The following is a 21634-nucleotide window of genomic DNA, read 5'->3' on the forward strand; positions in this document are numbered from 1 at the left end:
ATTTAACATGAACTATTCAATAAAAATAGCTGGCCTGTTTCTCTTTGGCATGGCCGTGACTTCTTGTCTGAAAGACGACATGAACCTGGATCCGGACACTTCGACAAATGTTGTAGAGTTCAAAAACCCGTCCAGCTTTGTTTCACCAAGCGGAAGCAAATATTCAATGTACACTCAAGCGTTTGACCTTGCAGATGAAAATGATTATTCCGTTACGGTAAGTTATTCAGGCGCAAATGTTGCGCCCGAAGACATCAGAGTGACCCTTGGCCTTGATACAGCTGCGATCACACAGTATAACACGGAACAGGAAGCGCATTTTGATCTAATTACACCGGATTTGTATACAATCCCATCCGAAGTGACCATTCCAAAAGGCCAGCGCACAGCCGTGGTTCCAATCAAGGTTAGAAGCTCCAAGTTTGATTTCAGCAAAGCCTATGTTTTGCCAATCTCTATCAGATCCGTTTCGACAGGAACGGTTAGCGGCAACTTTGGAACCATCCTTTTGAGCCTGAATGCAAAAAACAAGTATGATGGTAACTACACGGTTACTGCAACAGCTCCTATGGTTGATAAGGCGAACGAATTGCTATCAGGTTATTACCCGCTAAATTCCGACCTACATACAACCGGTGCAAATTCAGTGGTAATGTATTGCATCACTTACCTGGACGGACTGGAAGGGCACCCAATCAAAAGCAAAAATGCTGAAACCGGCGCAATTACAGATTCGTACTACGGAAGCTTTGCTCCAGTATTTACAATGGATGCAACCGGTAAAGTGATTAGCGTGACTAACTTTTACGGACAACCAGCAACTAACGGGCGGTCTGCCAGACTTGATCCGACAGGTGTAAATAAATTTACAGTGAACGCTGACGGCAGCAAAACACTGGAAGTAAAATATGTAATGCAGCAAGCAGGTCCAACTGACAGAACATTCTTCAGTGAAAAATGGACATTCCGCGCGCCAAGATAATACACTTCCTTATTACGTAATAGTTTGAAATTAGCTGGTCTGTCTCGGGCCAGCTAATTTTTTTTATGATTGAATTTTTTAACTTTGGAAGTTATCCTATGTCAAAACAATGGAATTTCTAAAAAGCCAGCGCCTGAACAACCTCAAATATGAGATCCGCGGCGCTACGTATCAAAAAGCATTGGAGCTGGAAAGCCTTGGTTATAAAATCCATAACCTGAATATCGGCAACCCGGCCCCGTTCGGATTTGATTCTCCGGACGAAATTGTTCACGATATCATCATGAATCTCCGCAATGCGCAGGGCTATTCAGATTCCAGAGGATTGTTTGCGGCCAGAAAGGCAGTTATGCATTACACGCAAACTATTGGTATACAAGATGTTGAAATCAATGATATTTTTATAGGCAACGGTGTAAGCGAGCTGATCCTGCTTTCCATGCAGGCATTGCTGAACCCTGGCGACGAGATCCTGGTGCCTTCACCGGATTACCCGCTCTGGACTGCGGCCATTGCATTGAGCGGAGGCACCCCCGTGCATTACGTATGTGATGAAGAGTCGGACTGGAATCCGGATCTGGACGATTTGGAAAAGAAGATCACTTCAAAAACCAAAGGGATTGTCCTCATTAACCCGAATAACCCAACAGGCGCTGTTTACGAAAAGGATGTGCTGATACGCATTGCCAGAATTGCAGAAGAACATGGCCTGATCATTTTCTCGGATGAGATTTATGACAAAATCCTTTACGATGGAGCCGTACATTATCCGATGGGCACGCTGGTAACCGAAACCCTTTGCGTTTCCTACGGTGGCCTTTCCAAGAATTACCGCTCTGCCGGTTTCCGTGGCGGGTGGATGATATTAAGCGGTGCCAAGCAAAAAGCCAAGTCCTATCTTGAAGGAATTCTGCTGCTGGCGAGCATGCGGCTTTGTGCCAATGTGCCCACGCAATATGCCATTCAGACTGCATTGGGCGGTTATCAGAGCATTAAAGAGCTGGTTGCCCCTACCGGCAGGCTGCACAAGCAGATGAACCTTGTTTACGACCGGCTGACTTCCATTCCCGGCATAACCTGCGTAAAACCGAAGGGCTCGCTATATGTTTTTCCAAAAATCGATCTGAAAAAGTTTGGCTTAAAAACAGACGAGCAGTTTGTTTATGACTTGCTGAGCGATCAAAAAGTGCTTGTAGTGGCCGGAACAGGCTTCAACTACATTTCAGATGATCATTTCAGGATCGTTTTTCTTCCAACGGTTGATGAACTGAACCAGGCGATGGACAAGATCGAATTCTTCCTTGAAAATCACCGCATTCTGTCATCCAAAACCGTAGAAGACGTCATTGCCTGATTACCGCATTAACCTTTACTAACAGCAGTTTTTGTCAGTTTAAATGTCCCTAGAAAATATTTCCAACCAGGAAGCCAAGCGGCAGCGGCTGTTTTTATTGCTCTGCGGAATTTTTTTGACAAATGCGCTGATCGCTGAGATCATAGGGGGAAAGATATTTTCGGTAGAAACGCTGCTCGGCATTGCGCCGGCGCAGCTGCCGATCGGAGGACAAAAACTGGATTTCAACATGACGGCCGGTGTGATCAACTGGCCCGTCGTTTTTATTACTTCGGACATTATCAATGAATATTTCGGCAGAAAAGGGGTGAAACGCATCTCATTTCTGACCGCCTGCTTCATTGCCTACACATTCATTACGGTGCTCGCGGCGACAAATCTACCACCGGCGCAATTTTGGCTGGACATTAACAATACAGACAAAGCGGGCAATGTTTTCAATATCAATGATGCATTTTCCAAGATCTTTAATCAGGGACTCGGCATAATGATCGGCTCGATCGTTGCGTTTTTGCTGGGACAGTTGCTGGACGTTTCGGTTTTTTCCTGGCTGCGCAGAAAAACGGGCAGCAAATACATCTGGCTCAGAGCAACGGGTTCTACGATGTTTTCACAGCTGGTGGACAGCTTCGTGGTGATCACCATTGCCTTTTACGTATTCGGAAACTGGGACCTGAACCAGATATTTGCGGTCGGCACCATTAATTATTTATACAAAGGCGTTGTCGCGATCCTGCTGACGCCGCTGCTCTACGTCGCCCATTATTTTATCGATGGCTATCTTGGCAAAGAATATGCGGAAGAGCTTTCGCATAAAGCTGCTCACGAATAAATGGCGGAACGCCGATACTAAGCCGGAACATTGATCTGCCGCCTGAGATTATCCAGCATGACGGCCGTCGCAATGCCTACATTCAATGATTCTGCCTCTCCTACGCGCGGAATTGTAATTTTATTGGTTACAAATTTTTCAACCGCATTGCCAATCCCATTCGACTCGTTACCCATGACAATGTAACCTCCGGATTGGGCAAAACTAAAATCGTACAGCGATTCGCCACCCAGAAAAGCACCTATTACCGGTTTTCCGGCAGCATTTTCGGCCAGGTAGGAAGTCAGGTCTGTGTAAAACAGATCAATCCGCGTAAATGAGCCTTTGCTGGCGGCAATCACTTTGGGGTTGTAAACGTCCGTTGAGTCATTAGAACAAATGATTTTTTTGATCCCATACCAATCCGCGATTCTGATGATAGAACCGAGATTTCCCGGATCGCGGACGTCGTCCAAAACGAGCACATATTCTGAATTCGCGGGAGACAAAAATTCATTTTGCTTCGTTTTAGCAACAGCCAGGCAGGAATCGTTGGTTTGAAAAGATCCAAGACCTTCCAGTTCCTGCATCGTTACCGTTTCTGTGATAGTTTGATGCCTGCTTAAAATACTTGCGTATTTTTGCTGAAATTCCTGCGTTATTAACGCAAATTCAATGTTAAAATCGGAATCCAGCAATTCCAGCACACTCTTGGCACCTTCCACAATAAATGATTGGTGAAGCTGCCTGTACTTCTTGATTTTAAGCGAGTTAATATACTTTATACGATTTTTTGACAGCATTGAATATTAATTGTAAGATTACATATAGCTGGTATTTCTTCCTGATTTTTGTGGGATTGTCGTCTTGTGCGCCCAAGCCCGCCTCCCAATCCAAGAGCTATTATCTTGGCAATTCTTCCATTAAAGGCAATGAGGTCATTAATGATTCCGAACTGGATGCACTCATCCCTCAAAAACCGAACAGACGCCTCCTGGGCCTGCCTTTCTTTCCTTATGTTGGCCTTTATCGCTTTGGTGAGCTCTTTTACAACCGGGAAGAAAAACAGCGGAAAGTAATTGAAATCACACAAAAATATCAAAATGAATCCCGCTTAAACGAAAATTCTCCACGGAGGCTCGAAAAGATTCAGCGGCGCTACGCAAAGAAACTCGAAAAAGCACAGGCACGTGTGGACGAAGGAAATTTCTGGATGCGCGTGCTGGGTGAAGCGCCCGTGTATTTCAATGCAGCCGAGATCACTCAGAATGCTGAGAAAATGCAGCGATATCTTTATAACAACGGCTTTTTCGAGGCATCAGTTACCGCGAAACCGGATACGATCATTAACCGGGTCAGGGTCAACTATTTTGTAACGGAAAAACGGCCGACGATGATTCGCGACATTGAATATCAGGTCCGCAACAACATGGCCGATAGCATTATCAGCGCCAGCAATAAAAATCCTGCGCTGCAATCGAAAAAACGGTACGACGGCGATGCGTTTGAAGAAGAGCGGATCAGAATTGAGACGTTGCTACGGAACCAGGGTTACCTCGGTTTTTCACGCCAGAATATTTCTTATCTGATCAACGACACAATCACTAATGCCGCCACGGACACTTTTTTCAAGTCGGTGGATGTGAAAGTAAAGGTGGATATGCCGGGTACGATCAAGAACGGGGAACGTTACAAGATCAATTCCGTGCATTTTGAAGTGCTGCCGCCTTCTGGCTCCGCGGATTCTGCTTATGCACGAAAAGACACCGTCAATTTTCGGGGGATCAATTATACTTTTTCTGATAAAAGATTTGCAACCCGGATTTTAGACAGTAAAATCCAGGTCAGGCCGGGTGCTATTTACAGCCAGCAAAAAGAACGCGATACACAGCAGCAACTCTCCCTGACAGACCAGTTCCGCTTTGTGAATTACACCTACACGCTAGATTCTACCGGAACTGGCGTTAACAGTTTCTTTAAAGTGATTCCGCTCGAAAAATATCAGATTTCCACTGACATTGGCTTGAATGTGATCCAGCTGCAAGGGGCACCGGGGCCGTTTGCCAACCTATCTTATAAGATCCGCAATGTTTTCAACGGACTCGAAAACTTCGAAGCCAACCTCCGCGGCGGGATCGAGCTTGTTCCCGGATTTTTGGGCAACAGCTCAATTTATCGCAGCGAGGAAATTGGACTAAACACCTCCTTAACCTTTCCAAGACTGCTTACGCCGGGAAGTTTACTGCAAAAGCAAACCGCAGGCTATAACCCGAGAACTCAGGTTGGATTTGGCTACAATTACATCAACCGCCCGGAATACACACGGACGAATGTGAAAGTGGCAATGACCTATTCCTGGCAGCCGACGAGCAAAACATTGTTCAACCTATCGCTCGTTGACCTTAACATTCTCAACACCCAAAACACACGTGCAGATTTTCAGGCATTGCTCAAAGACCTGCAAAACCAGGGAAACAACCTTTATACCAGTTTCAGAAGGTCGTTTGTATCTGATATTAATTTCAATTTCACTTACAACACCAATGCACTGATTGGACCTCAGAAAGATGCACATTACTTCCGCGTGGCGGTGGAATCGGGCGGAACGTCGCTGAATATTCTTCCCAAACAGGAAAATCTGATCAAAACCGTGTTTGGCGATAGCCTTCAATTTTATAAATATCTGCGTTGGAATGCGGATTATCGCCGTTATTGGGCAACCGGCAGACGTTCAGCCTTTGTGGCAAGGGTTAATGCGGGCGGCATTTACAGTTATGGCGACAACAAAGTCCCGCCTTATGAAAAATATTTCTTTGCCGGTGGCTCCAATAGTCTTCGCGCATGGCTGCCCCGCCGCTTAGGACCGGGCCGTTCAGTTCCCAAGAAAACACCAACCGGCCTGACCATTGAATCGCCGGGAGAATTTTTGTTGGAGGCCAATCTGGAATGGAGGGGTTATCTTGCCAAGTTCTTTGGCGATCTCAATTATGCGGTGTTTTTGGATGCGGGAAATGTCTGGATCCTGGGAGGCGACGCAACTGAGTTACAGAAACTGGAAGCGGATAAATTTTTAAAAGACATTGCCATCGGAACCGGCTTCGGGATCCGTTATGACCTCTCCTTTTTTATCCTCCGCTTCGATTTCGGGATCAAGGTCTATGACCCTGCATTGCAGCGGTTTGTGTTGGATGAACTACAATTCAACAAGCTTTTTAAACGTACGCAATCCAATTTCCTGAACATCAACCTTGGGGTCGGATATCCGTTTTAAGGTTTTTTATGACTGCTGCTTAGTATGACAGTTTGTCAGTTTTTACCAGATTCTTTCTATATTTGTAATCCCGAAACTTCAAATCGGCAGTCCTATGCCGTGAGTTTCTTTTGAAAATTTGTTAAATCCCTTCCATGGAAAATAGAATTGCAGAGACTTTGAAAATATTGACTGAGGAGGACAAAGTTGCCTGTGAGACAGTCCGTATTTCCGAAAATGAGCCGGCTTTTAACAAAAAATTACTTTTCATTGAAAGTTACGGCTGCCAGATGAATTTCGCAGACAGCGAGATTGTGGCGTCCGTCATGCGTGAGGCGGGTTTTGCAACCACTTCCGACGTTGATAATGCAGATCTGATATTCTTAAACACCTGCGCCATCCGCGACAATGCCGAGCAGCGCGTCAGGACGAGATTAAGGCAGCTTAATGTTATAAAAAAGAAAAAGCCGGGCACATTAATCGGTGTGCTGGGATGTATGGCAGAACGCCTCAAAGCGAAATTGCTGGAAGAGGAAAAGATGGTTGACATTGTCACCGGACCCGACGCATACCGCGATCTGCCCAGATTAGTAGAAGAAGCGGAGACGGGCCAGAAAGGTGTGAACGTATTTTTGTCAAGAGAAGAAACCTACGCCGACATTTCCCCTATCCGACTGAATTCCAATGGCGTAACTGCATTGGTCTCCATTATGCGTGGCTGCGACAATATGTGCAGTTTTTGCGTAGTGCCTATGACGCGTGGCCGGGAGCGTAGCCGTGATCCTTTCTCGATTGTAAAAGAGGCGCAGGATCTTTTTAATGATGGTTATAAGGAAGTTACGTTGCTGGGCCAGAATGTGGACAGCTATAAATGGCAAGCGCCAAACAGCGTCACCGCCATCTCCACCAATGTTGATAATGGCACATTGGAAACCCAGGTGAACTTCGCGCAATTGCTGGAAATGGTGGCGCAGATCAGCCCGGAATTGCGGGTCAGGTTCAGCACCTCGCACCCGAAAGACATTACGGATGAAGTGCTTCATACCATTAAAAAGTACGATAACATTTGCAAATACATTCACCTTCCGGCGCAGCATGGCAACAGCCGCGTGCTGGAAATGATGAACCGGACTTACAACCGCGAATGGTATCTCGAAAGAATCGACAGCATCCGCCGGATTTTAGGTGATGAATGTGCCATTTCCCATGATATGATCGCCGGTTTTTGTTCGGAGACGGAAGAAGAGCACCAGGATTCACTTTCACTGCTGGAATATGTGCGGTTTGACTTCGGCTATATGTTTGCCTATTCCGAACGTCCGGGAACATTGGCTGCCAAGAAGTACGCGGATGACATTCCGGCGGACATAAAGCAGCGGCGACTTGCGGAAATCATTGATATACAACAAAGGATTTCCCTGGAACGCAACCAGAAACTGATCGGCACCGTGCAGAAAGTGCTGGTTGAAAACACTTCCAAGCGGTCTGTAAATGACTTTACAGGACGCAGTGACCAAAATAAAAGAGTCATATTCCCCCGCGAAAATTTCAAAGTAGGCGATTATGTCGACGTTTTAATTACAGACACGACCGCTGCGACGCTTCGCGGGTACGCGGTTGAAAAAGTACCCGTTTCATGAATCCAGCTGAAATACAAGCAATAAAGAACCGTTTTGGAATAATAGGGACTTCCCCGGGACTGAATCACGCGATCAATGTTGGTGTGCAGGTTGCTGCCACAGATCTCACCGTGCTCATCACCGGCGAAAGCGGCAGCGGAAAGGAGTCTTTTTCCAAAATTATCCACAGCCTCAGCTCCCGCAAACACGGGCCTTTCATCGCCATCAACTGCGGTGCGATTCCCGAAGGAACCATTGATTCAGAGCTTTTCGGGCACGAAAAAGGTGCATTTACGGGTGCATTGGATTCAAGAAAAGGATATTTTGAAACAACAAATACAGGGACCATTTTCCTGGATGAGGTTGGAGAAATGCCCCTGGGTACGCAGGCAAGGCTTTTACGTGTCCTGGAAAATGGAGAATATATCCGGGTAGGATCTTCCAAAGTTCTGAAAACCAATGTGCGTGTTGTAGCAGCGACCAACGTGAATCTGCTGGATGCCGTGAACAATGGAAAATTTCGTGAAGACCTTTACTATCGCTTAAATACCGTCCCCATTTACGTTCCGCCATTGCGGGATCGTGGCGAGGATATCTTGTTGCTATTCAGGAAGTTTACCAATGATTTCTCGGAAAGATACAGGACAAAACCCGTGCGATTGGATTCGGAAGCACGTGACTTGCTGATGCAATATGCGTTTCCCGGCAACATTCGTCAGCTCAAAAATATAGCCGAGCAGATCACGATCCTGGAAACTGATAAAGAACTGCCGATTTCCCGCGAAACATTAAATAATTACCTGAATCCCGTCCAGCCAGCAGGAAGAAAAGCGCTGATTACCTTACGTTCCGGTGAAGATCCGGCGGGCAGCTCTTTCTCTGAAAGGGAATTGCTGTATAAGGTGCTTTTTGATATGCGCAGGGACATGACAGAGCTTAAAAAACTGGTCCGTAATGTTTTGGAAAACGAAAAGTATGGAGGCGAAATCCTGAAAGACCATCAGGAATTGTTCAGCTCATTGAACACGGCTGAGCCTACAACACATTCGCACACGCCTACCCTGGAACCTGCACGCCTGCTTTCGCCAGTGCCTTCACGGACGGTTGATCTGGACAGATATTCGGACGAAAGAAGTGAAATTGAAGACGTTATGCACGTCACGGCCGAGGAAGAATCCTTGTCGCTCGAAGACAAGGAAAAGGAAATGATCATCAAGGCATTACGGAAGAATAATAACAAACGAAAATACGCTGCAAGTGCATTGGGCATCTCGGAACGGACGTTATACAGGAAAATTAAGCAGTATGACATTGAAGAATAGAATAGAAAGCATTTGTATAATGCGCGTTTCGATGAACACCAAAAGGTTGCTAACCCTCTTTTTTGTCCTGCATTGCTCCATTTTTATGTCGGGCTGTGGCGTTTATTCTTTCACCGGGACCAATTTGTCTCCGGATATCAAGACATTCAGCGTGCTTAATTTCACGATGGGAACTGCGGGTGGACCGTCGGATCTGCCGCAAAGACTTACGGAGGAATTGAAAGAATATTTCCAGCGAAACACGAGCTTGATCAGTCAGCCTGGTGGTGGCGACCTGGTTCTGGAAGGTTCTATTACAGGTTACGACGTGCTAGCGGCCGCTCCTACCGCGAATGACCAGGCCGGTTTGAACCGTTTGAATGTCACCGTTCAGGTGCGTTACACCAATGCAAAAGACGAAACCAAGAATTTTGACCAATCTTTCACTTACTATGCCGACTTTCCTCAGGATCAGACGCTTAATCAAAATGAAGCGCGGCTTCTGCCAACGATCCGGGAAAATTTAGTGCAGCAGATCTTTAATAAATCTGCCGCAGACTGGTAGTAGATTATCGTTTTGTCTAACTTCAATTTTTATTTCAACTTTCAAGGTCCATATGTCCATCATTGAAAAGGAAGCTTTCAGCAATCTGGTCAAACATCCTCATGCAGCAGGCACGGAGGTGATCGAAGCGCTCGAAGCGACGATTAAGGCATTTCCTTATTGCCAGATTTCCTATTCTTTATTGGCGAAGGCATCCAGTGTTGCCGGAACGGAGAAATTAGATGAAACCCGTCCGCGTGCGGCGGCTTACGCATTGAGCAGAGTTGCATTACAGCAGCTTGTAGAAAGTGACACGGAGCGTTACGACGCAACGGTCAACATTGAAGAAGTGATCGAGGCACAGGAAAAATCAGTCCCGCAAAATGGTGAAGATATCCTGATCAGCCTGGTGGAGCAAGAGACAGTAAGCTTGCAAAACATTGTTTCCGAAGAGCAGAAAAGGCAGCAGCAGATTATCCAGGGTTTTATGAAAAAGAACCCGCGTATCATTCGTCAGGATAACAATCTGGAACCTGTTGCCGTTGATGTCAGCGGGCGCGTCGCCGAGTCGGGAGCGGGAAGCATTGAAACCGAAGCTTTTGCAAAAATATTGGTACGACAAGGCAAGATTGAAAAGGCAATTGACCTGTATCAAAAATTGATCTTGAAAAAACCAGAAAAAAGGAATTACTTTGCGAAAAAATTAAGCGAGTTGTATAGGTTGTAAAAAATCACACATTCACTCATTCTATCATTCAAAATTAAGAAAAGGCATGTATTTGGGTTTAATTATCTTGGTTGCGATCATCGCTGTTTTGTTGATCCTGGTTGTATTGGTACAAAATTCAAAAGGAGGAGGACTTTCCAGCGAGTTTAGCGGAGCAGGAACCACCCAAATGTTCGGTGTTAAAAAGACAACCGATTTATTGGAACAAATCACCTGGGGACTTGCAGGCGCTGTTATCCTGATTTCCCTTGCTTCATACATTATCGTTGGCGGAACTGCACAAACTGGCGGCATTAACAGTGTCAATGTGGATAAAGCTCAGAATACAGTAATTCCTGGCGGAAACATTGCTCCTGCACCAGCTCCGGGAGCGGCGGCTCCTGCGGGAGGCGAAGCAACGACGCCTGCTGCTACACCAGCAGCACCAGCGGACAGCTCAAAATAAGATATTTAAGACATTAAAAAAGGCTCATGATTTGCATCGTGAGCCTTTTTTGTGTTCAAGCATTTGATTAAGCAATGTTCATTTGCTTCAAGATCAGCTTCTTGGCAACAGGTAAAAGCGCCTCATGCAAAGGATAATCGTATTTTGACTCAACAATATAGGTTGCAGGATTAGGCAGGGATTTGTTCTTTTTGGTAAGATCAACTTTGATCTGAGAAACCGTATTTCCTAAACCAATCCGGACCGTATCCACGAAAGTCGTTTTGAGATAACGCTCCTTCATTTCATTATAAAGCGCCAGCTGATATTCAAAAACACTGACAAGAGGCTGGAATGTGTGCAAAAAGAGCAGATAACCCTCTTCCAGTCTTAATGGCACAATGCCAACAGGCGAAATTTTTATATTCTCCCCCACTTCACTGAACCGCTCAGCGCCATGCTCCAGCGCACGCGAAAAACGCGGAATGGCGAAGTCGAGGATGTAATTCAACTCTTCCAGACAAGGGTCGTCATGGTGCGTTTCTTCGTATTCCAGTTTCCAGGTCTGCAAATTGACGCCCGTCACATTTTTTGGGAAAGACGTTTTGATCTCCCTTTTGGTGGCTCGGATGTGGATGCAGGAATCAAAATGAAATTGCAGATCTGGCAGATGCGGGTGGAGCTTATGCTGTATAAACTGGCTGTCAATGTGCTGTAAATAGGCCTGCAATACATATTTTTTGTACTCAAAATCAAAAATTCCTTCTGTTAACCAGTTCTTTTGGAGGTTTTTCATGGGATTCGAAATTTGGTGCCGATAAAATTTAAGCATTTTCACTCGCTAAACAATTCTTGTGCCTTGCATGACATTATAATTGCTTCTAATAATTATATAACGGCAGGGTTCGGTACAAATTTGTCACACTTGCCGGAAAAAATGTCAGCCGGAACTTGCTGGCATAGATTGTGCTTACTTGCTTCAGTCAAATCTATTACTGACAATCAAAAAACAAACGTTTAATATTTATGTCAACTTTAGCAGAAATACAAGTGAACGTACAACCTCTGGCTGATCGTGTTCTTGTAGAACCAGCCCCAGCCGAAGAAAAAACAGCATTTGGTATCATTATCCCTGATACTGCAAAGGAAAAACCGCAACGTGGAACTGTAGTAGCAGTAGGCCCGGGTAAAAAAGACGAGCCGATGACCGTTAAGGTAGGTGACACCGTATTATACGGAAAATATTCAGGTACTGAATTGGCGTATGAAGGCAAAGATGTCCTGATCATGCGTGAGTCTGACATTTACGCCATCATTGGTTAATTGTCATTAATTCCAATAAATAATTTCAATCAAGAAAATCAAAACGATTAATTAGTATGTCTAAGAAAATTTTCTTCGATACCGAAGCTCGTGATAAAATTAAGCGCGGTGTTGATACATTGGCTGACGCCGTTAAAGTAACATTAGGACCTCGTGGTCGTAACGTAGTAATCGATAAAAAATTCGGATCGCCTAGCATCACAAAAGATGGTGTGACGGTTGCAAAAGAAATCGATCTGAAAGACCCTATCGAAAACATGGGTGCTCAGTTAGTGAAAGAAGTTGCTTCTAAAACTGCTGATTCTGCAGGTGATGGTACAACAACTGCAACTGTTTTGGCTCAGGCTATTTATTCAATCGGTGTTAAGAACGTAGCAGCGGGTGCTAACCCAATGGATCTGAAACGCGGAATTGATAAAGCAGTTTCTGTGATCGTTAAAGATCTTGAATCTCAAAAGAAAAACATTTCTACTTCCAAAGAAATCGCTCAGGTTGCTACAATTTCAGCTAACCATGACGAAGAAATTGGTCAAATGATCGCTGAGGCGATGGAAAAAGTAGGAAAAGAAGGTGTTATCACTGTTGAAGAAGCACGCGGAACGGAAACAGAAGTTAAAACTGTGGAAGGTATGCAGTTTGACCGTGGTTACCTGTCTCCATATTTTGTTACAAATACTGAGAAAATGGAAGCTGATCTTGAGCGTCCATATATCTTAATTTCTGAGAAGAAAGTTTCTTCAATGAAAGAATTGCTTCCAGTTCTTGAAGCAGTTGCACAAACAGGCCGTCCTTTGCTTATTTTGGCAGAAGATGTTGACGGAGAAGCACTTGCTACATTGGTAGTAAACAAAATCCGTGGCGCCTTGAAAGTGGCTGCTGTTAAAGCTCCTGGTTTTGGTGACCGTCGTAAAGCAATGCTTGAAGACATCGCGATCATCACTGGCGGAACAGTTATCTCTGAAGAGCGTGGTTTCAAATTGGAAAACGCAACTTTGGAATATCTTGGATCTTGCGAAAAAGCAATTATCGACAAAGACAACACAACTTTGGTAAATGGTGCAGGTAACTCTGAAGATATTCAGGGCCGTGTAAACCAGATCAAAGCGCAGATCGAAAATACAACTTCTGATTACGATCGCGAAAAACTTCAGGAACGCCTTGCTAAATTGTCAGGTGGTGTAGCTATCCTTTACATCGGAGCTGCAACTGAGGTTGAAATGAAAGAGAAAAAAGACCGTGTTGACGATGCATTGCACGCAACTCGTGCTGCTGTTGAAGAAGGTATCGTAGCTGGTGGTGGTGTTGCTTACATCCGCGCAACTGCTGCTCTGGAAGGCATGACAGGCAACAACGAGGACGAAACAACCGGTATCAATATCATCCGCGTAGCTTTGGAAGCTCCTTTAAGAACAATCGTTTCTAACTCAGGCCAGGAGCCATCCGTAGTTGTTGCGAAAGTGAAAGAAGGAACTGGTGCTTACGGTTACAACGCGAAGGACAATGTTTACACAGACCTTTTGGAAGCTGGTATCATTGACCCTAAGAAAGTGTCCCGTCTTGCGCTTGAAAACGCAGCATCTATCGCAGGTCTGTTGTTGACAACAGAATGTGTGATTGCTGACGAGCCAGAAGAAGCTCCTGCTGGTGGCGGTCACAGCCACGGCGGCGGAATGGGCGGAATGATGTAATATCATTTTGTTCAGGCTGAACATTACAATGCAAAAAATAGCCGTCCGGAAATTCCGGACGGCTATTTGCTTTTACAACATTTATGAAAAACTTCTTCATTTAGACGAATCAGCTTCAATTAAGTCACACATTTATATAAAAATATTTTTACGGCTGCATAAAACCATCCTGCATCACCAGTCTTCTATCCGCCATAGCAGCCAGATCTTCGTTATGCGTAACGATTACAAATGTTTGTCCGAACTCGTCCCGCAACTTGAAGAACAACTGGTGCAGTTCCAGAGCGTTGTGCGAATCGAGGTTGCCGCTCGGTTCATCCGCGAGCACGATGGACGGTTTGTTTAAAAGTGCTCTCGCAACCGCAACGCGCTGCTGCTCACCACCGGAAAGTTGAGAGGGCAAATGATTGGATCTGTCCTTCAAACCAAGCATTTCCAACAATTCTTTTCCTCTTTCCAGAATATCTTTTTCATTCATAGAACCATTGATATAGCCCGGCATGCATGCATTTTCCAAAGCAGTGAACTCGGCAAGCAGGTTATGAAATTGGAAAATGAAGCCTATCTTTTCGTTGCGGAAACGTGCGAGGTCTTTGTCTTTTTGTGTAAAAACATTTACGTCTTCGATAAAGATAGAACCTTGCTCCGGCCGGTCCAACGTTCCCAGGATGTGCAGAAAAGTACTTTTGCCTGCACCCGAGGGCCCTACAATGGCCACCACTTCACCTTGCTCCACTTCCAGATCAATCCCCTTCAACACTTGTAAAGAACCATATGTGCGCCTGATCCCGCTCGCCCGCAGTAAATTCATATTATGGAGAAGATAATTGGACTGAAACCTACGCCCGTTTTGATTAATTCCTTAATTTGCCGTGAAAATACCAATTTACTTTTATACTCATGAATATTCACGAATATCAAGGCAAAAGCGTTCTTAAAAAATACGGTGTGCGTATTCAGGAAGGGCTCGTAGCCGACACTCCGGACAAGGCAGTAGAAGTTGCGCGTGAGCTTAGCCAGCAGACTGGTACCAAATGGTATGTTGTTAAATCTCAGATCCACGCAGGTGGACGTGGAAAAGGCCGCATCGTTGGAACAGAACAACGTGGCGTTGCCCTAGCGAAATCTGTTGAAGATGTTCGCAGCATATCCAATAACATTCTGGGCAAAGTCCTGGTTACCCACCAGACTGGTCCTGATGGCAAGCGTGTTAACAAAGTGCTTATTGCCGAAGACGTGTATTATCCAGGACCAAGCGAGCCGAAAGAATACTATCTTTCGATCCTCCTTGACCGTGGCCGTAACTGCAATGTGATCATGGCCAGCACCGAAGGTGGGATGGACATTGAAGAAGTGGCAGAGCACACGCCTGAGAAGATCATGAAAGAGTGGATTGATCCAAAAGTAGGCTTGCAGCCGTTCCAGGCACGTAAAGTTGCTTTTGCTTTGGGCCTTGAAGGCGATGCTTTTAAAGAAATGGTGAAATTCATCACTTCCCTTTACAAAGCATACATTGAAAGTGATTCAGCGATGTTCGAAATCAACCCGGTTTTGAAAACATCTGACAATAAAATCCTTGCCGTTGATGCGAAGGTTGATTTGGATGACAATGCACTATATCGTCACCCGGAATTGGCTGAAATGCGTGATACGAACGAGGAAGATCCTTTGGAAGTGGAAGCAGGCGCAAATAACCTGAACTATGTAAAACTGGACGGAAACGTTGGTTGCATGGTAAATGGTGCTGGTCTTGCAATGGCTACAATGGACCTTATCAAGCTTTCTGGCGGTGAGCCTGCTAACTTCCTGGATGTTGGGGGTGGCGCAAACGCACGCACCGTAGAAGCAGGTTTCCGTATCATTCTAAAAGACCCGAACGTAAAAGCAATCCTGATCAACATCTTCGGTGGAATCGTTCGCTGCGACCGCGTTGCTGCTGGCGTTGTGGAGGCTTACAAAGCAATTGGAGAGATTCCGGTTCCTATCATCGTTCGTCTGCAAGGAACAAACGCTGAGGAAGGAGCAAGAATCATTAATGAGTCTGGCTTGAAAGTTTCTTCGGCTATTGAGTTTAAGGAGGCAGCTGCTAAGGTTTCAGAGGTTCTGGCTGAGCTGGGGGTTTAAGGAAAGTTAAAATAAAATTGAAAAGGAAGCCTACCGGGCTTCCTTTTTTTATACCCCTGTCACCCTGAGCGGACCGGGCCTCCGGGCGGCCGAAGGGGCGTTATTACCTAGGTAGTACCAGTCTTTGCAACACGTCCCTGCTCTGTCACCCTGAGCGGAGCCGAAGGGCGTCACTGCTAGGCACAACGCCTTTCCATCCGGAGCCTCCCTTCGGCTCCGCTCAGGGTGACAGGGGATTATAACATAATGGTTGGAGCCGCCAACAGGCCTAGCCCAGCAACACCCACAACAACATCACCACTCCAAAACTTACCAACCCCTGCAACCCGGTCAAGATCGTATGGGTCCGATAAGTGTCCCTCGCTGAAATCCCCGTAAACTGCGATACAACCCAGAACCAGGCGTCATTCGTATGCGAGACAATCATCGCCCCGCTTCCTACGGCCATGACAACTAATGTGATTTGAATGGGTGTCACGAAGCCTAATGATGCTAGCAATGGTGCCAGAATGCTGGTTGTCAGCACCATCGCGGATGTCGTTGAGCCTTGTGCTGTTTTGAAGAAGGCGGCGATGAGGAAGGCGATTACCAGGAGATAGGCTCCGGACATTTCGTTGTGGAGCAGCCATTCGCTGACCATGTCTTTTAATGTTGTTTCTTTTAAGATCGCGCCGAAGGCTCCGCCTGCTCCTACCAGCACCAAAGTTGTTCCGCAATGTTCTATTCCACTTTTAAAACAGGCCATCATCCTTTCGGCGGCGTATTCCGGGAAAAGGGAATAGCTGAAAAAGATGGCGATGAGGAAGGAAACCAGCGGACTGCCGAAAAAGCCCAGCCATTTTGTCCAGATTTCCGGGAAGTTCAGAATCCTTGCAAATGATGCCAGCGTAATCAGGATTATAGGCAAAAGAATCGGCATGAATGCTTTCCAGGCGGGAGGCAGTCGGCTTTCGTGAATGATGATGGGTGGCTCGACGGTTGAATTTTCAGTAATGGCGACATTTCTTGCGAACTTTTCGGCGAACCAGGTTGAGAGAAAAAGGCTTGGAATAGAGACCACTAAACCTATTAATATAACCAGCCCCACAGAATCTGCAATGCCGAGGTTTCCTGCTGCGGATAACGGGCCAGGCGTTGGCGGAACCAGCGTATGCGTCGCAAAAAGACCGCCTGACAATGATAATGCGATGGTTCCCAGCGGCTTTCCGGTTCGTTTGGCAACAATCTGATTCAGCTTATGCAGGATAATAAAACCCGAATCACAAAAGACTGGAATCCCGACGATTCCACCAATCACTGCCATTGCAAATGCAGGGCGCTTTTCACCGAACAACTTTAATATCACATCTGCCACCTTAATCGCAGCACCGGATTTGTCCAAAATTGCACCGATCACACAGCCCAAAATGACCATTAACCCGATTTTAGACATTAATTCCCCGAAACCTTTTCCAATCGTTTCGGCCAGCTTGTCGATGGGCAGACCGGCGAAGATGCCCACGCCAATTGCAGCTAACAGCAAGCCAACCAGCGGGTGCATTTTTAGCACCGTAGAACTTAATACAATGAAGACAACGGCCGCAAGAACAATGAATATGATCATCGGAGGTCTGGATTTACAGCATTTTCATGACAGCCTCATCCCCCATTACCGCGTTGGCCGGCCGGGGATGCGCCGCATTGAAAACTTCCAGATCTTTCTGTTCCAGCAGTTTGGAAGGTGTTTCGTCAATTTTACCTTGTGAATCGGTGACGGCTTTTAAATCCAGCCCGAGCTGTTTTGCCATAAAGGTGTACATGGCATTCCTCTTGGAAGGACCATAATCATGCTTTTCGTCAGGTAAATGCACGTTTTCGACCAGATCTTTCTTGCCGTATAATCCGTAAATGTTTTGAATGAAAGGAAATTCAACTTCCGGCGTATTCTTGGTCCAGTCGCCGCCGTCAGACACGAGCAGCATGGGCCTCGGAGCGGTTAGGGAAGCTATTTCAACATTATTGGTCTGGTAATCGCCCTTTTTATGAATGGGAAGGCCGCTTTCACAAACGCATCCCCCAAAGAAGTAAGATGAGACCATCACGACGGGTGCAGTGACCTTAACGCGGTCGTCCAGTGCAGCCAAAAGGAAAGTTTGCGTTCCCCCACCCGACTCGCCTGTTACAGCAATCCTTTCCGGATCAACGCCGGGTTGCGCCATTAAAAAATCCAGTGCTCTTACTGCATTGATCGTTTGAAGTTTAAGCGCTTTGGGCATTTTATGTTCGCAATATTTGGAGTCACCCTGCCCTACCATATCCAGAACAAACACAACAGCACCCATGCGTGCGAGCGTTGCGCAGCGTTTTTGCGTTTGTTCCCTGAACCTGCCATGCGGATTTTCACCGTGTCCATGGGGACAAAGAATGCCTGCGTAGAATTGTTGCTTTTTTAATGGTTTGTACAAATTCCCGGTCACGTAAATCCCTGGCATGCTTTCGAAAGCCACATTCTCGATGGAGTAACCGTCCATTTCTTTTTTACTGTGAATGATCGGTTTTGAAGTCGGCTTGGCGGGCATAGTCTGCAAATTCATCCCTTCACGGATCTGCTTTCGGATGGCAGCAGCACGTGTTTCCCATTCAAGTTTCGTTTTGACGGCATGTTTTTCCAGGAATTCCTTTCCCTGCGCTTCAGTAAAATAAGCACCCTGGCACAACTCTGCCTGCTGCGCAAACAATGTGGCTGACAAACAAAAAGCACTTAACATGCACATTAAAACAACTTTCATAGCCCAGCGGAAAGAGATTGAACGGATTTTATTACGAAAGAGGAAAAACAGCGGTGCTTACTGTTTAAATCACCTCAGGGAATGGCCACTCTGATGTATTCCTTCAAAATGTGCGCTTCAAGTTTCCTGACCATCCCTTTGTACTCCCCGTCTATCTGGAAATGTGCTTCTTTGTCGGGGCATTCGATGGTGGCCTGCTCAACGGAGATCACGCGCATAATCTCGGGATTGAAGTCGGTGCTGCCTGCCAGGATCTTTGCGGTTTCTATGAAGTCCAGTTTTTTGGCAATAACGAGTTCGAAAAAACCATCCGACATATCGCCGGTAGGGTTAATGGTAACGCCGGTCCCGTATTTCTGCGCATTGGCGATAATCACAATAAGCGCTTCGGTTTCAATCACTTCATTGGCAGTTGTGATTTTTACCAAAAACTTTTCATGCTCGCTTAATGTTTTCAGCATTTCACGTGCGTAACCCAGTTTTCCGCGCGTATCGCTGCTTTCATAATTTTTTACCAGCAATGCATTCAATCCGATGTCGCTTAAATGCAGACTGATTTCATTATTGATACAAACCGCATCAATACCAATTATCTTATCCCCGAAAGCCACCTCAACTGCCTCAGCAATAGACCCGGTTACCCCAAAATCCATAGCAAGCCCGTTGGCCGAGCCCACCGGGATTATGCCCATCACCACATCGGCACCCTGGACTGCTTCGGCCGTCAGCGAAATAGTGCCGTCGCCACCCGCAACCAGCACACGTTCAGGCTTAATGTTGATGACCATTTCCCGGATCGTTTCCAGATCATGCTCGCCGGTTGTTGTATAGATACGCAAATCATAACCCTTTGCCGCCGCCATCTCAATTACCTCTTCAAAAACCACATCCTTGTTCACATCGCCGGATATGGGATTTACAACCAACAAAACTTTTCGTTCTGAAAACATATTGTCTAAATTAGGGACTTCAAGTGTACGGGGATAAAGATAGTTATGAAACGTTGCGACATAAAATTGTACCGTGGATATGCCAATAAAAATGAGCTGGTGGTGTTTGGGCATATCGTCAAAAAATATCCCTCAGGTGATCGAAAATATACAAGAAGCGGGTTCAGATACGCTCGGACGATCATTGAGCTCTTTTCTGTTAAGACCATTCCATTTTTAAAAGTTGTGTTCAGGCTGGGCGGTATTACCGCCGAAGCGACGGCTGAGGCCGATGGATATTTCCGTTTTCAGGTCCCGCTTACGGAGCCACTGCCCAGCGGATGGCATACTTACGAGGTTACCGTTGACGATGAGCTGAACGGAAAGCGATATCAGGGAAGCGCGCAGGAAGAATTTTTCCTGCCTTACAAAAGCTCCTACGGCATCATTTCCGACATTGACGACACTTTTCTGATCTCGCACAGCCGCCGGTCTTTCCGGAAGCTCTTTGTATTGTTGTCCAAAAACGTCCAGGCTCGGAAACCGTTCGACGACGTCGTCAAGCATTATCAGCTGCTGTCGTTCGCCAGCCGCACGCATCCGCATAAGGACAGCAACATTTTCTTCTATGTTTCTAGCAGCGAATGGAATCTGTATGATATGATCGTTCGCTTTGCAGAGCTTAATGGCCTGCCGAAGGCTGTTTTGAAACTGCGGACCATTAAGTCGGGACTGGATGATTTTGTTTCCACGGGTGGCGGATCTCATGACCATAAGCTGCGCAAGATCCATAACATTATCAATTTCTATCCCGAGCTGCAATTTATTTTGTTAGGCGATGATTCTCAGAAAGATCCGGAAATCTATGAACAGATTTGCCGGGATTTTTCTGCCAATATCCGCGCGGTTTACATCCGGCAAACCCGGCGACGAGCAAAACCAGAGACGACCTTGAACCTTAAAAACATCCAGGAACTCGGCATTGATGTTTGTTATTTTGCGCACAGTAACAAAGCCATTATCCATTCCCTCGACACAGGAATTGTGTTTCAGGCACCCATTGAGGCCATTGCGCCCATCATTGAATCAAAAGATCTCCTGCAATGAAAAAAATCCTGATTATTGAGGACGATCGCCGGATTGCCCAGAACATTTTCCGTGGACTGGCGTCCGAAAACATCGAAGCAGAAATTGCCCACGACGGCATTACGGGAAAGCAAATGGCCTTGGACAAAAAATTTGACCTTGTTTTGCTGGACGTAAATTTACCAGGAATGAATGGTCATGATGTTTGCCAGCAGATCCGGATTTACAAGCCTTCGCTGCCGATCATTATGCTTACGGCTTACGGAGAAATTGAGGATAAACTGGAAGGCCTGGGACGAGGAGCGGACGACTACATCGTTAAACCTTTCGATTTCAGGGAATTACTGGCAAGGATTAATGCGGCATTGCGCGTTTCGGAACTCATCAATCCGGAAAATACGGACAAAGTGCTCCGGATTGCGGATCTTGAAATGAACCTCGGGACCAAGCAGGTGAGCCGCGGCGGCAATATGATAGACCTTACTGCCAAGGAATTTGCCTTATTGGAATATTTCCTTTTGCACAGAGGCAGGGTTGTGTCAAAAATGGACCTGGCCGAGCACGTATGGCACCTCAATTTTGATCCGGGTACGAATGTCGTTGAGGTGTATATCAATTATTTACGCAAAAAAGTAGACAAAGACTTTGCTACCAAGCTAATTCACACACGGCCCGGCATGGGCTACATTATGAAGGAAGAATGA

20 protein-coding genes are annotated in these 21634 nt (G+C 46.0%); 14 read left to right on the forward strand and 6 right to left on the reverse strand.

Translation table 11 applies throughout. The features are described from left to right. Window positions 1-7: 7 nt before the first annotated feature. The 3 genes from LZG74_RS13725 (at window position 8) to LZG74_RS13735 (ending at window position 3168) form a co-directional block, all read left to right on the forward strand. The gene (locus LZG74_RS13725) at window positions 8-982 is read left to right on the forward strand and encodes a DUF1735 domain-containing protein (protein WP_233797139.1); all 975 of its coding nucleotides are present in this window, start codon (window positions 8-10) and stop codon (window positions 980-982) included. A gap of 109 nt (window positions 983-1091) precedes the next feature. Then, a complete protein-coding gene (locus tag LZG74_RS13730) occupies window positions 1092-2336 on the forward strand; it encodes a pyridoxal phosphate-dependent aminotransferase (protein WP_233797140.1) in 1245 nt (414 codons plus the stop codon). Between the two features lie 43 nt (window positions 2337-2379). Then, window positions 2380-3168: a queuosine precursor transporter gene (locus LZG74_RS13735; RefSeq protein ID WP_233797141.1), complete on the forward strand. Its 789-nt coding sequence runs from the start codon at window positions 2380-2382 to the stop codon at window positions 3166-3168. 17 nt (window positions 3169-3185) lie between these two features. On the opposite strand, the gene LZG74_RS13740 is transcribed toward LZG74_RS13735, so the two are convergent. Further along, window positions 3186-3950, reverse strand: coding sequence for an RNA methyltransferase (locus LZG74_RS13740; RefSeq protein WP_233797142.1), 765 nt, complete (start codon window positions 3948-3950; stop codon window positions 3186-3188). On the opposite strand from LZG74_RS13740, the gene LZG74_RS13745 reads away from it, so the two are divergent. From LZG74_RS13745 to secG, 6 genes are all read left to right on the forward strand, one after another. Next, window positions 3950-6418, forward strand: coding sequence for a BamA/TamA family outer membrane protein (locus LZG74_RS13745; protein WP_233797143.1), 2469 nt, complete (start codon window positions 3950-3952; stop codon window positions 6416-6418). The genes LZG74_RS13740 and LZG74_RS13745 overlap by 1 nt on opposite strands. A gap of 134 nt (window positions 6419-6552) precedes the next feature. Further along, window positions 6553-8037 carry a tRNA (N6-isopentenyl adenosine(37)-C2)-methylthiotransferase MiaB gene (gene miaB / locus LZG74_RS13750; RefSeq protein ID WP_233797144.1) on the forward strand — a complete coding sequence of 495 codons (1485 nt, stop codon included), beginning with the start codon at window positions 6553-6555 and terminating at the stop codon, window positions 8035-8037. Further along, window positions 8034-9338: a sigma-54-dependent Fis family transcriptional regulator gene (locus LZG74_RS13755; RefSeq protein ID WP_233797145.1), complete on the forward strand. Its 1305-nt coding sequence runs from the start codon at window positions 8034-8036 to the stop codon at window positions 9336-9338. The genes miaB and LZG74_RS13755 overlap by 4 nt, the downstream gene beginning before the upstream one ends. 31 nt (window positions 9339-9369) lie before the next feature. Further along, complete coding sequence (locus LZG74_RS13760) at window positions 9370-9882, forward strand: LptE family protein (protein WP_233797146.1); 513 nt, start codon at window positions 9370-9372, stop codon at window positions 9880-9882. 52 nt (window positions 9883-9934) lie between these two features. Next, window positions 9935-10588 (forward strand): hypothetical protein, encoded by a 654-nt coding sequence (locus LZG74_RS13765; RefSeq protein WP_233797147.1) that lies wholly within the window; start codon window positions 9935-9937, stop codon window positions 10586-10588. Between the two features lie 46 nt (window positions 10589-10634). Continuing rightward, complete coding sequence (gene secG / locus LZG74_RS13770; RefSeq protein WP_233797148.1) at window positions 10635-11033, forward strand: preprotein translocase subunit SecG; 399 nt, start codon at window positions 10635-10637, stop codon at window positions 11031-11033. A gap of 67 nt (window positions 11034-11100) precedes the next feature. On the opposite strand, the gene LZG74_RS13775 is transcribed toward secG, so the two are convergent. Further along, the gene (locus tag LZG74_RS13775; protein ID WP_233797149.1) at window positions 11101-11808 is read right to left on the reverse strand and encodes a hypothetical protein; all 708 of its coding nucleotides are present in this window, start codon (window positions 11806-11808) and stop codon (window positions 11101-11103) included. Window positions 11809-12038: 230 nt separating this feature from the next. On the opposite strand from LZG74_RS13775, the gene groES reads away from it, so the two are divergent. Both groES and groL read left to right on the forward strand, forming a co-directional pair. Next, window positions 12039-12335: a co-chaperone GroES gene (gene groES / locus LZG74_RS13780; RefSeq protein WP_026628287.1), complete on the forward strand. Its 297-nt coding sequence runs from the start codon at window positions 12039-12041 to the stop codon at window positions 12333-12335. A 56-nt stretch (window positions 12336-12391) separates the two neighbouring features. Next, window positions 12392-14023: a chaperonin GroEL gene (groL, locus tag LZG74_RS13785; protein ID WP_233797150.1), complete on the forward strand. Its 1632-nt coding sequence runs from the start codon at window positions 12392-12394 to the stop codon at window positions 14021-14023. Window positions 14024-14171: 148 nt separating this feature from the next. Here the strand turns inward: groL and LZG74_RS13790 are convergent, their stop codons facing one another. Beyond that, window positions 14172-14834 (reverse strand): ABC transporter ATP-binding protein, encoded by a 663-nt coding sequence (locus LZG74_RS13790; RefSeq protein WP_233797151.1) that lies wholly within the window; start codon window positions 14832-14834, stop codon window positions 14172-14174. Between the two features lie 89 nt (window positions 14835-14923). Between LZG74_RS13790 and sucC the strand changes: the two genes are divergently transcribed. Then, window positions 14924-16147, forward strand: a complete 1224-nt coding sequence (gene sucC / locus LZG74_RS13795; RefSeq protein WP_233797152.1) for an ADP-forming succinate--CoA ligase subunit beta — start codon at window positions 14924-14926, stop codon at window positions 16145-16147. 268 nt (window positions 16148-16415) lie between these two features. Here the strand turns inward: sucC and LZG74_RS13800 are convergent, their stop codons facing one another. The 3 genes from LZG74_RS13800 to LZG74_RS13810 form a co-directional block, all read right to left on the reverse strand. Further along, window positions 16416-17750, reverse strand: a complete 1335-nt coding sequence (locus LZG74_RS13800; protein WP_233797153.1) for a GntP family permease — start codon at window positions 17748-17750, stop codon at window positions 16416-16418. Window positions 17751-17763: 13 nt separating this feature from the next. Continuing rightward, on the reverse strand, window positions 17764-18915 hold the full coding sequence (locus LZG74_RS13805; RefSeq protein WP_233797154.1) for a S9 family peptidase: 1152 nt from the start codon (window positions 18913-18915) through the stop codon (window positions 17764-17766). A gap of 74 nt (window positions 18916-18989) precedes the next feature. Then, window positions 18990-19865 (reverse strand): diacylglycerol kinase family protein, encoded by an 876-nt coding sequence (locus LZG74_RS13810; RefSeq protein WP_233797155.1) that lies wholly within the window; start codon window positions 19863-19865, stop codon window positions 18990-18992. A gap of 45 nt (window positions 19866-19910) precedes the next feature. Here LZG74_RS13810 and LZG74_RS13815 point away from each other — a divergent pair, with 45 nt between their 5' ends. Next, the gene (locus tag LZG74_RS13815) at window positions 19911-20951 is read left to right on the forward strand and encodes an App1 family protein (protein WP_233797156.1); all 1041 of its coding nucleotides are present in this window, start codon (window positions 19911-19913) and stop codon (window positions 20949-20951) included. Continuing rightward, complete coding sequence (locus LZG74_RS13820) at window positions 20948-21634, forward strand: response regulator transcription factor (protein WP_233797157.1); 687 nt, start codon at window positions 20948-20950, stop codon at window positions 21632-21634. Before LZG74_RS13815 ends, LZG74_RS13820 begins: the two co-directional genes overlap by 4 nt.

Origin of the sequence: Dyadobacter sp. CY327, from assembly GCF_021390415.1 — a bacterium.
Taxonomy (GTDB): domain Bacteria; phylum Bacteroidota; class Bacteroidia; order Cytophagales; family Spirosomataceae; genus Dyadobacter; species Dyadobacter chenhuakuii.

Bases quoted from the DNA above. Each gene is read 5' to 3' on its own strand.
- LZG74_RS13765 (WP_233797147.1), top strand. From the start codon at position 9,935: ATGTCCATCATTGAAAAGGAAGCTTTCAGCAATCTGGTCAAACATCCT.
- LZG74_RS13755 (WP_233797145.1), top strand. From the start codon at position 8,034: ATGAATCCAGCTGAAATACAAGCAATAAAGAACCGTTTTGGAATAATA.
- miaB (WP_233797144.1), top strand. From the start codon at position 6,553: ATGGAAAATAGAATTGCAGAGACTTTGAAAATATTGACTGAGGAGGAC.
- LZG74_RS13815 (WP_233797156.1), top strand. From the start codon at position 19,911: ATGAAACGTTGCGACATAAAATTGTACCGTGGATATGCCAATAAAAAT.
- groES (WP_026628287.1), top strand. From the start codon at position 12,039: ATGTCAACTTTAGCAGAAATACAAGTGAACGTACAACCTCTGGCTGAT.
- LZG74_RS13735 (WP_233797141.1), top strand. From the start codon at position 2,380: ATGTCCCTAGAAAATATTTCCAACCAGGAAGCCAAGCGGCAGCGGCTG.
- LZG74_RS13775 (WP_233797149.1), bottom strand. From the start codon at position 11,808: ATGAAAAACCTCCAAAAGAACTGGTTAACAGAAGGAATTTTTGATTTT.
- groL (WP_233797150.1), top strand. From the start codon at position 12,392: ATGTCTAAGAAAATTTTCTTCGATACCGAAGCTCGTGATAAAATTAAG.
- sucC (WP_233797152.1), top strand. From the start codon at position 14,924: ATGAATATTCACGAATATCAAGGCAAAAGCGTTCTTAAAAAATACGGT.
- LZG74_RS13805 (WP_233797154.1), bottom strand. From the start codon at position 18,915: ATGAAAGTTGTTTTAATGTGCATGTTAAGTGCTTTTTGTTTGTCAGCC.
- secG (WP_233797148.1), top strand. From the start codon at position 10,635: ATGTATTTGGGTTTAATTATCTTGGTTGCGATCATCGCTGTTTTGTTG.
- LZG74_RS13820 (WP_233797157.1), top strand. From the start codon at position 20,948: ATGAAAAAAATCCTGATTATTGAGGACGATCGCCGGATTGCCCAGAAC.
- LZG74_RS13730 (WP_233797140.1), top strand. From the start codon at position 1,092: ATGGAATTTCTAAAAAGCCAGCGCCTGAACAACCTCAAATATGAGATC.
- LZG74_RS13800 (WP_233797153.1), bottom strand. From the start codon at position 17,750: ATGATCATATTCATTGTTCTTGCGGCCGTTGTCTTCATTGTATTAAGT.
- LZG74_RS13790 (WP_233797151.1), bottom strand. From the start codon at position 14,834: ATGAATTTACTGCGGGCGAGCGGGATCAGGCGCACATATGGTTCTTTA.
- LZG74_RS13810 (WP_233797155.1), bottom strand. From the start codon at position 19,865: ATGTTTTCAGAACGAAAAGTTTTGTTGGTTGTAAATCCCATATCCGGC.
- LZG74_RS13760 (WP_233797146.1), top strand. From the start codon at position 9,370: ATGAACACCAAAAGGTTGCTAACCCTCTTTTTTGTCCTGCATTGCTCC.
- LZG74_RS13725 (WP_233797139.1), top strand. From the start codon at position 8: ATGAACTATTCAATAAAAATAGCTGGCCTGTTTCTCTTTGGCATGGCC.
- LZG74_RS13740 (WP_233797142.1), bottom strand. From the start codon at position 3,950: ATGCTGTCAAAAAATCGTATAAAGTATATTAACTCGCTTAAAATCAAG.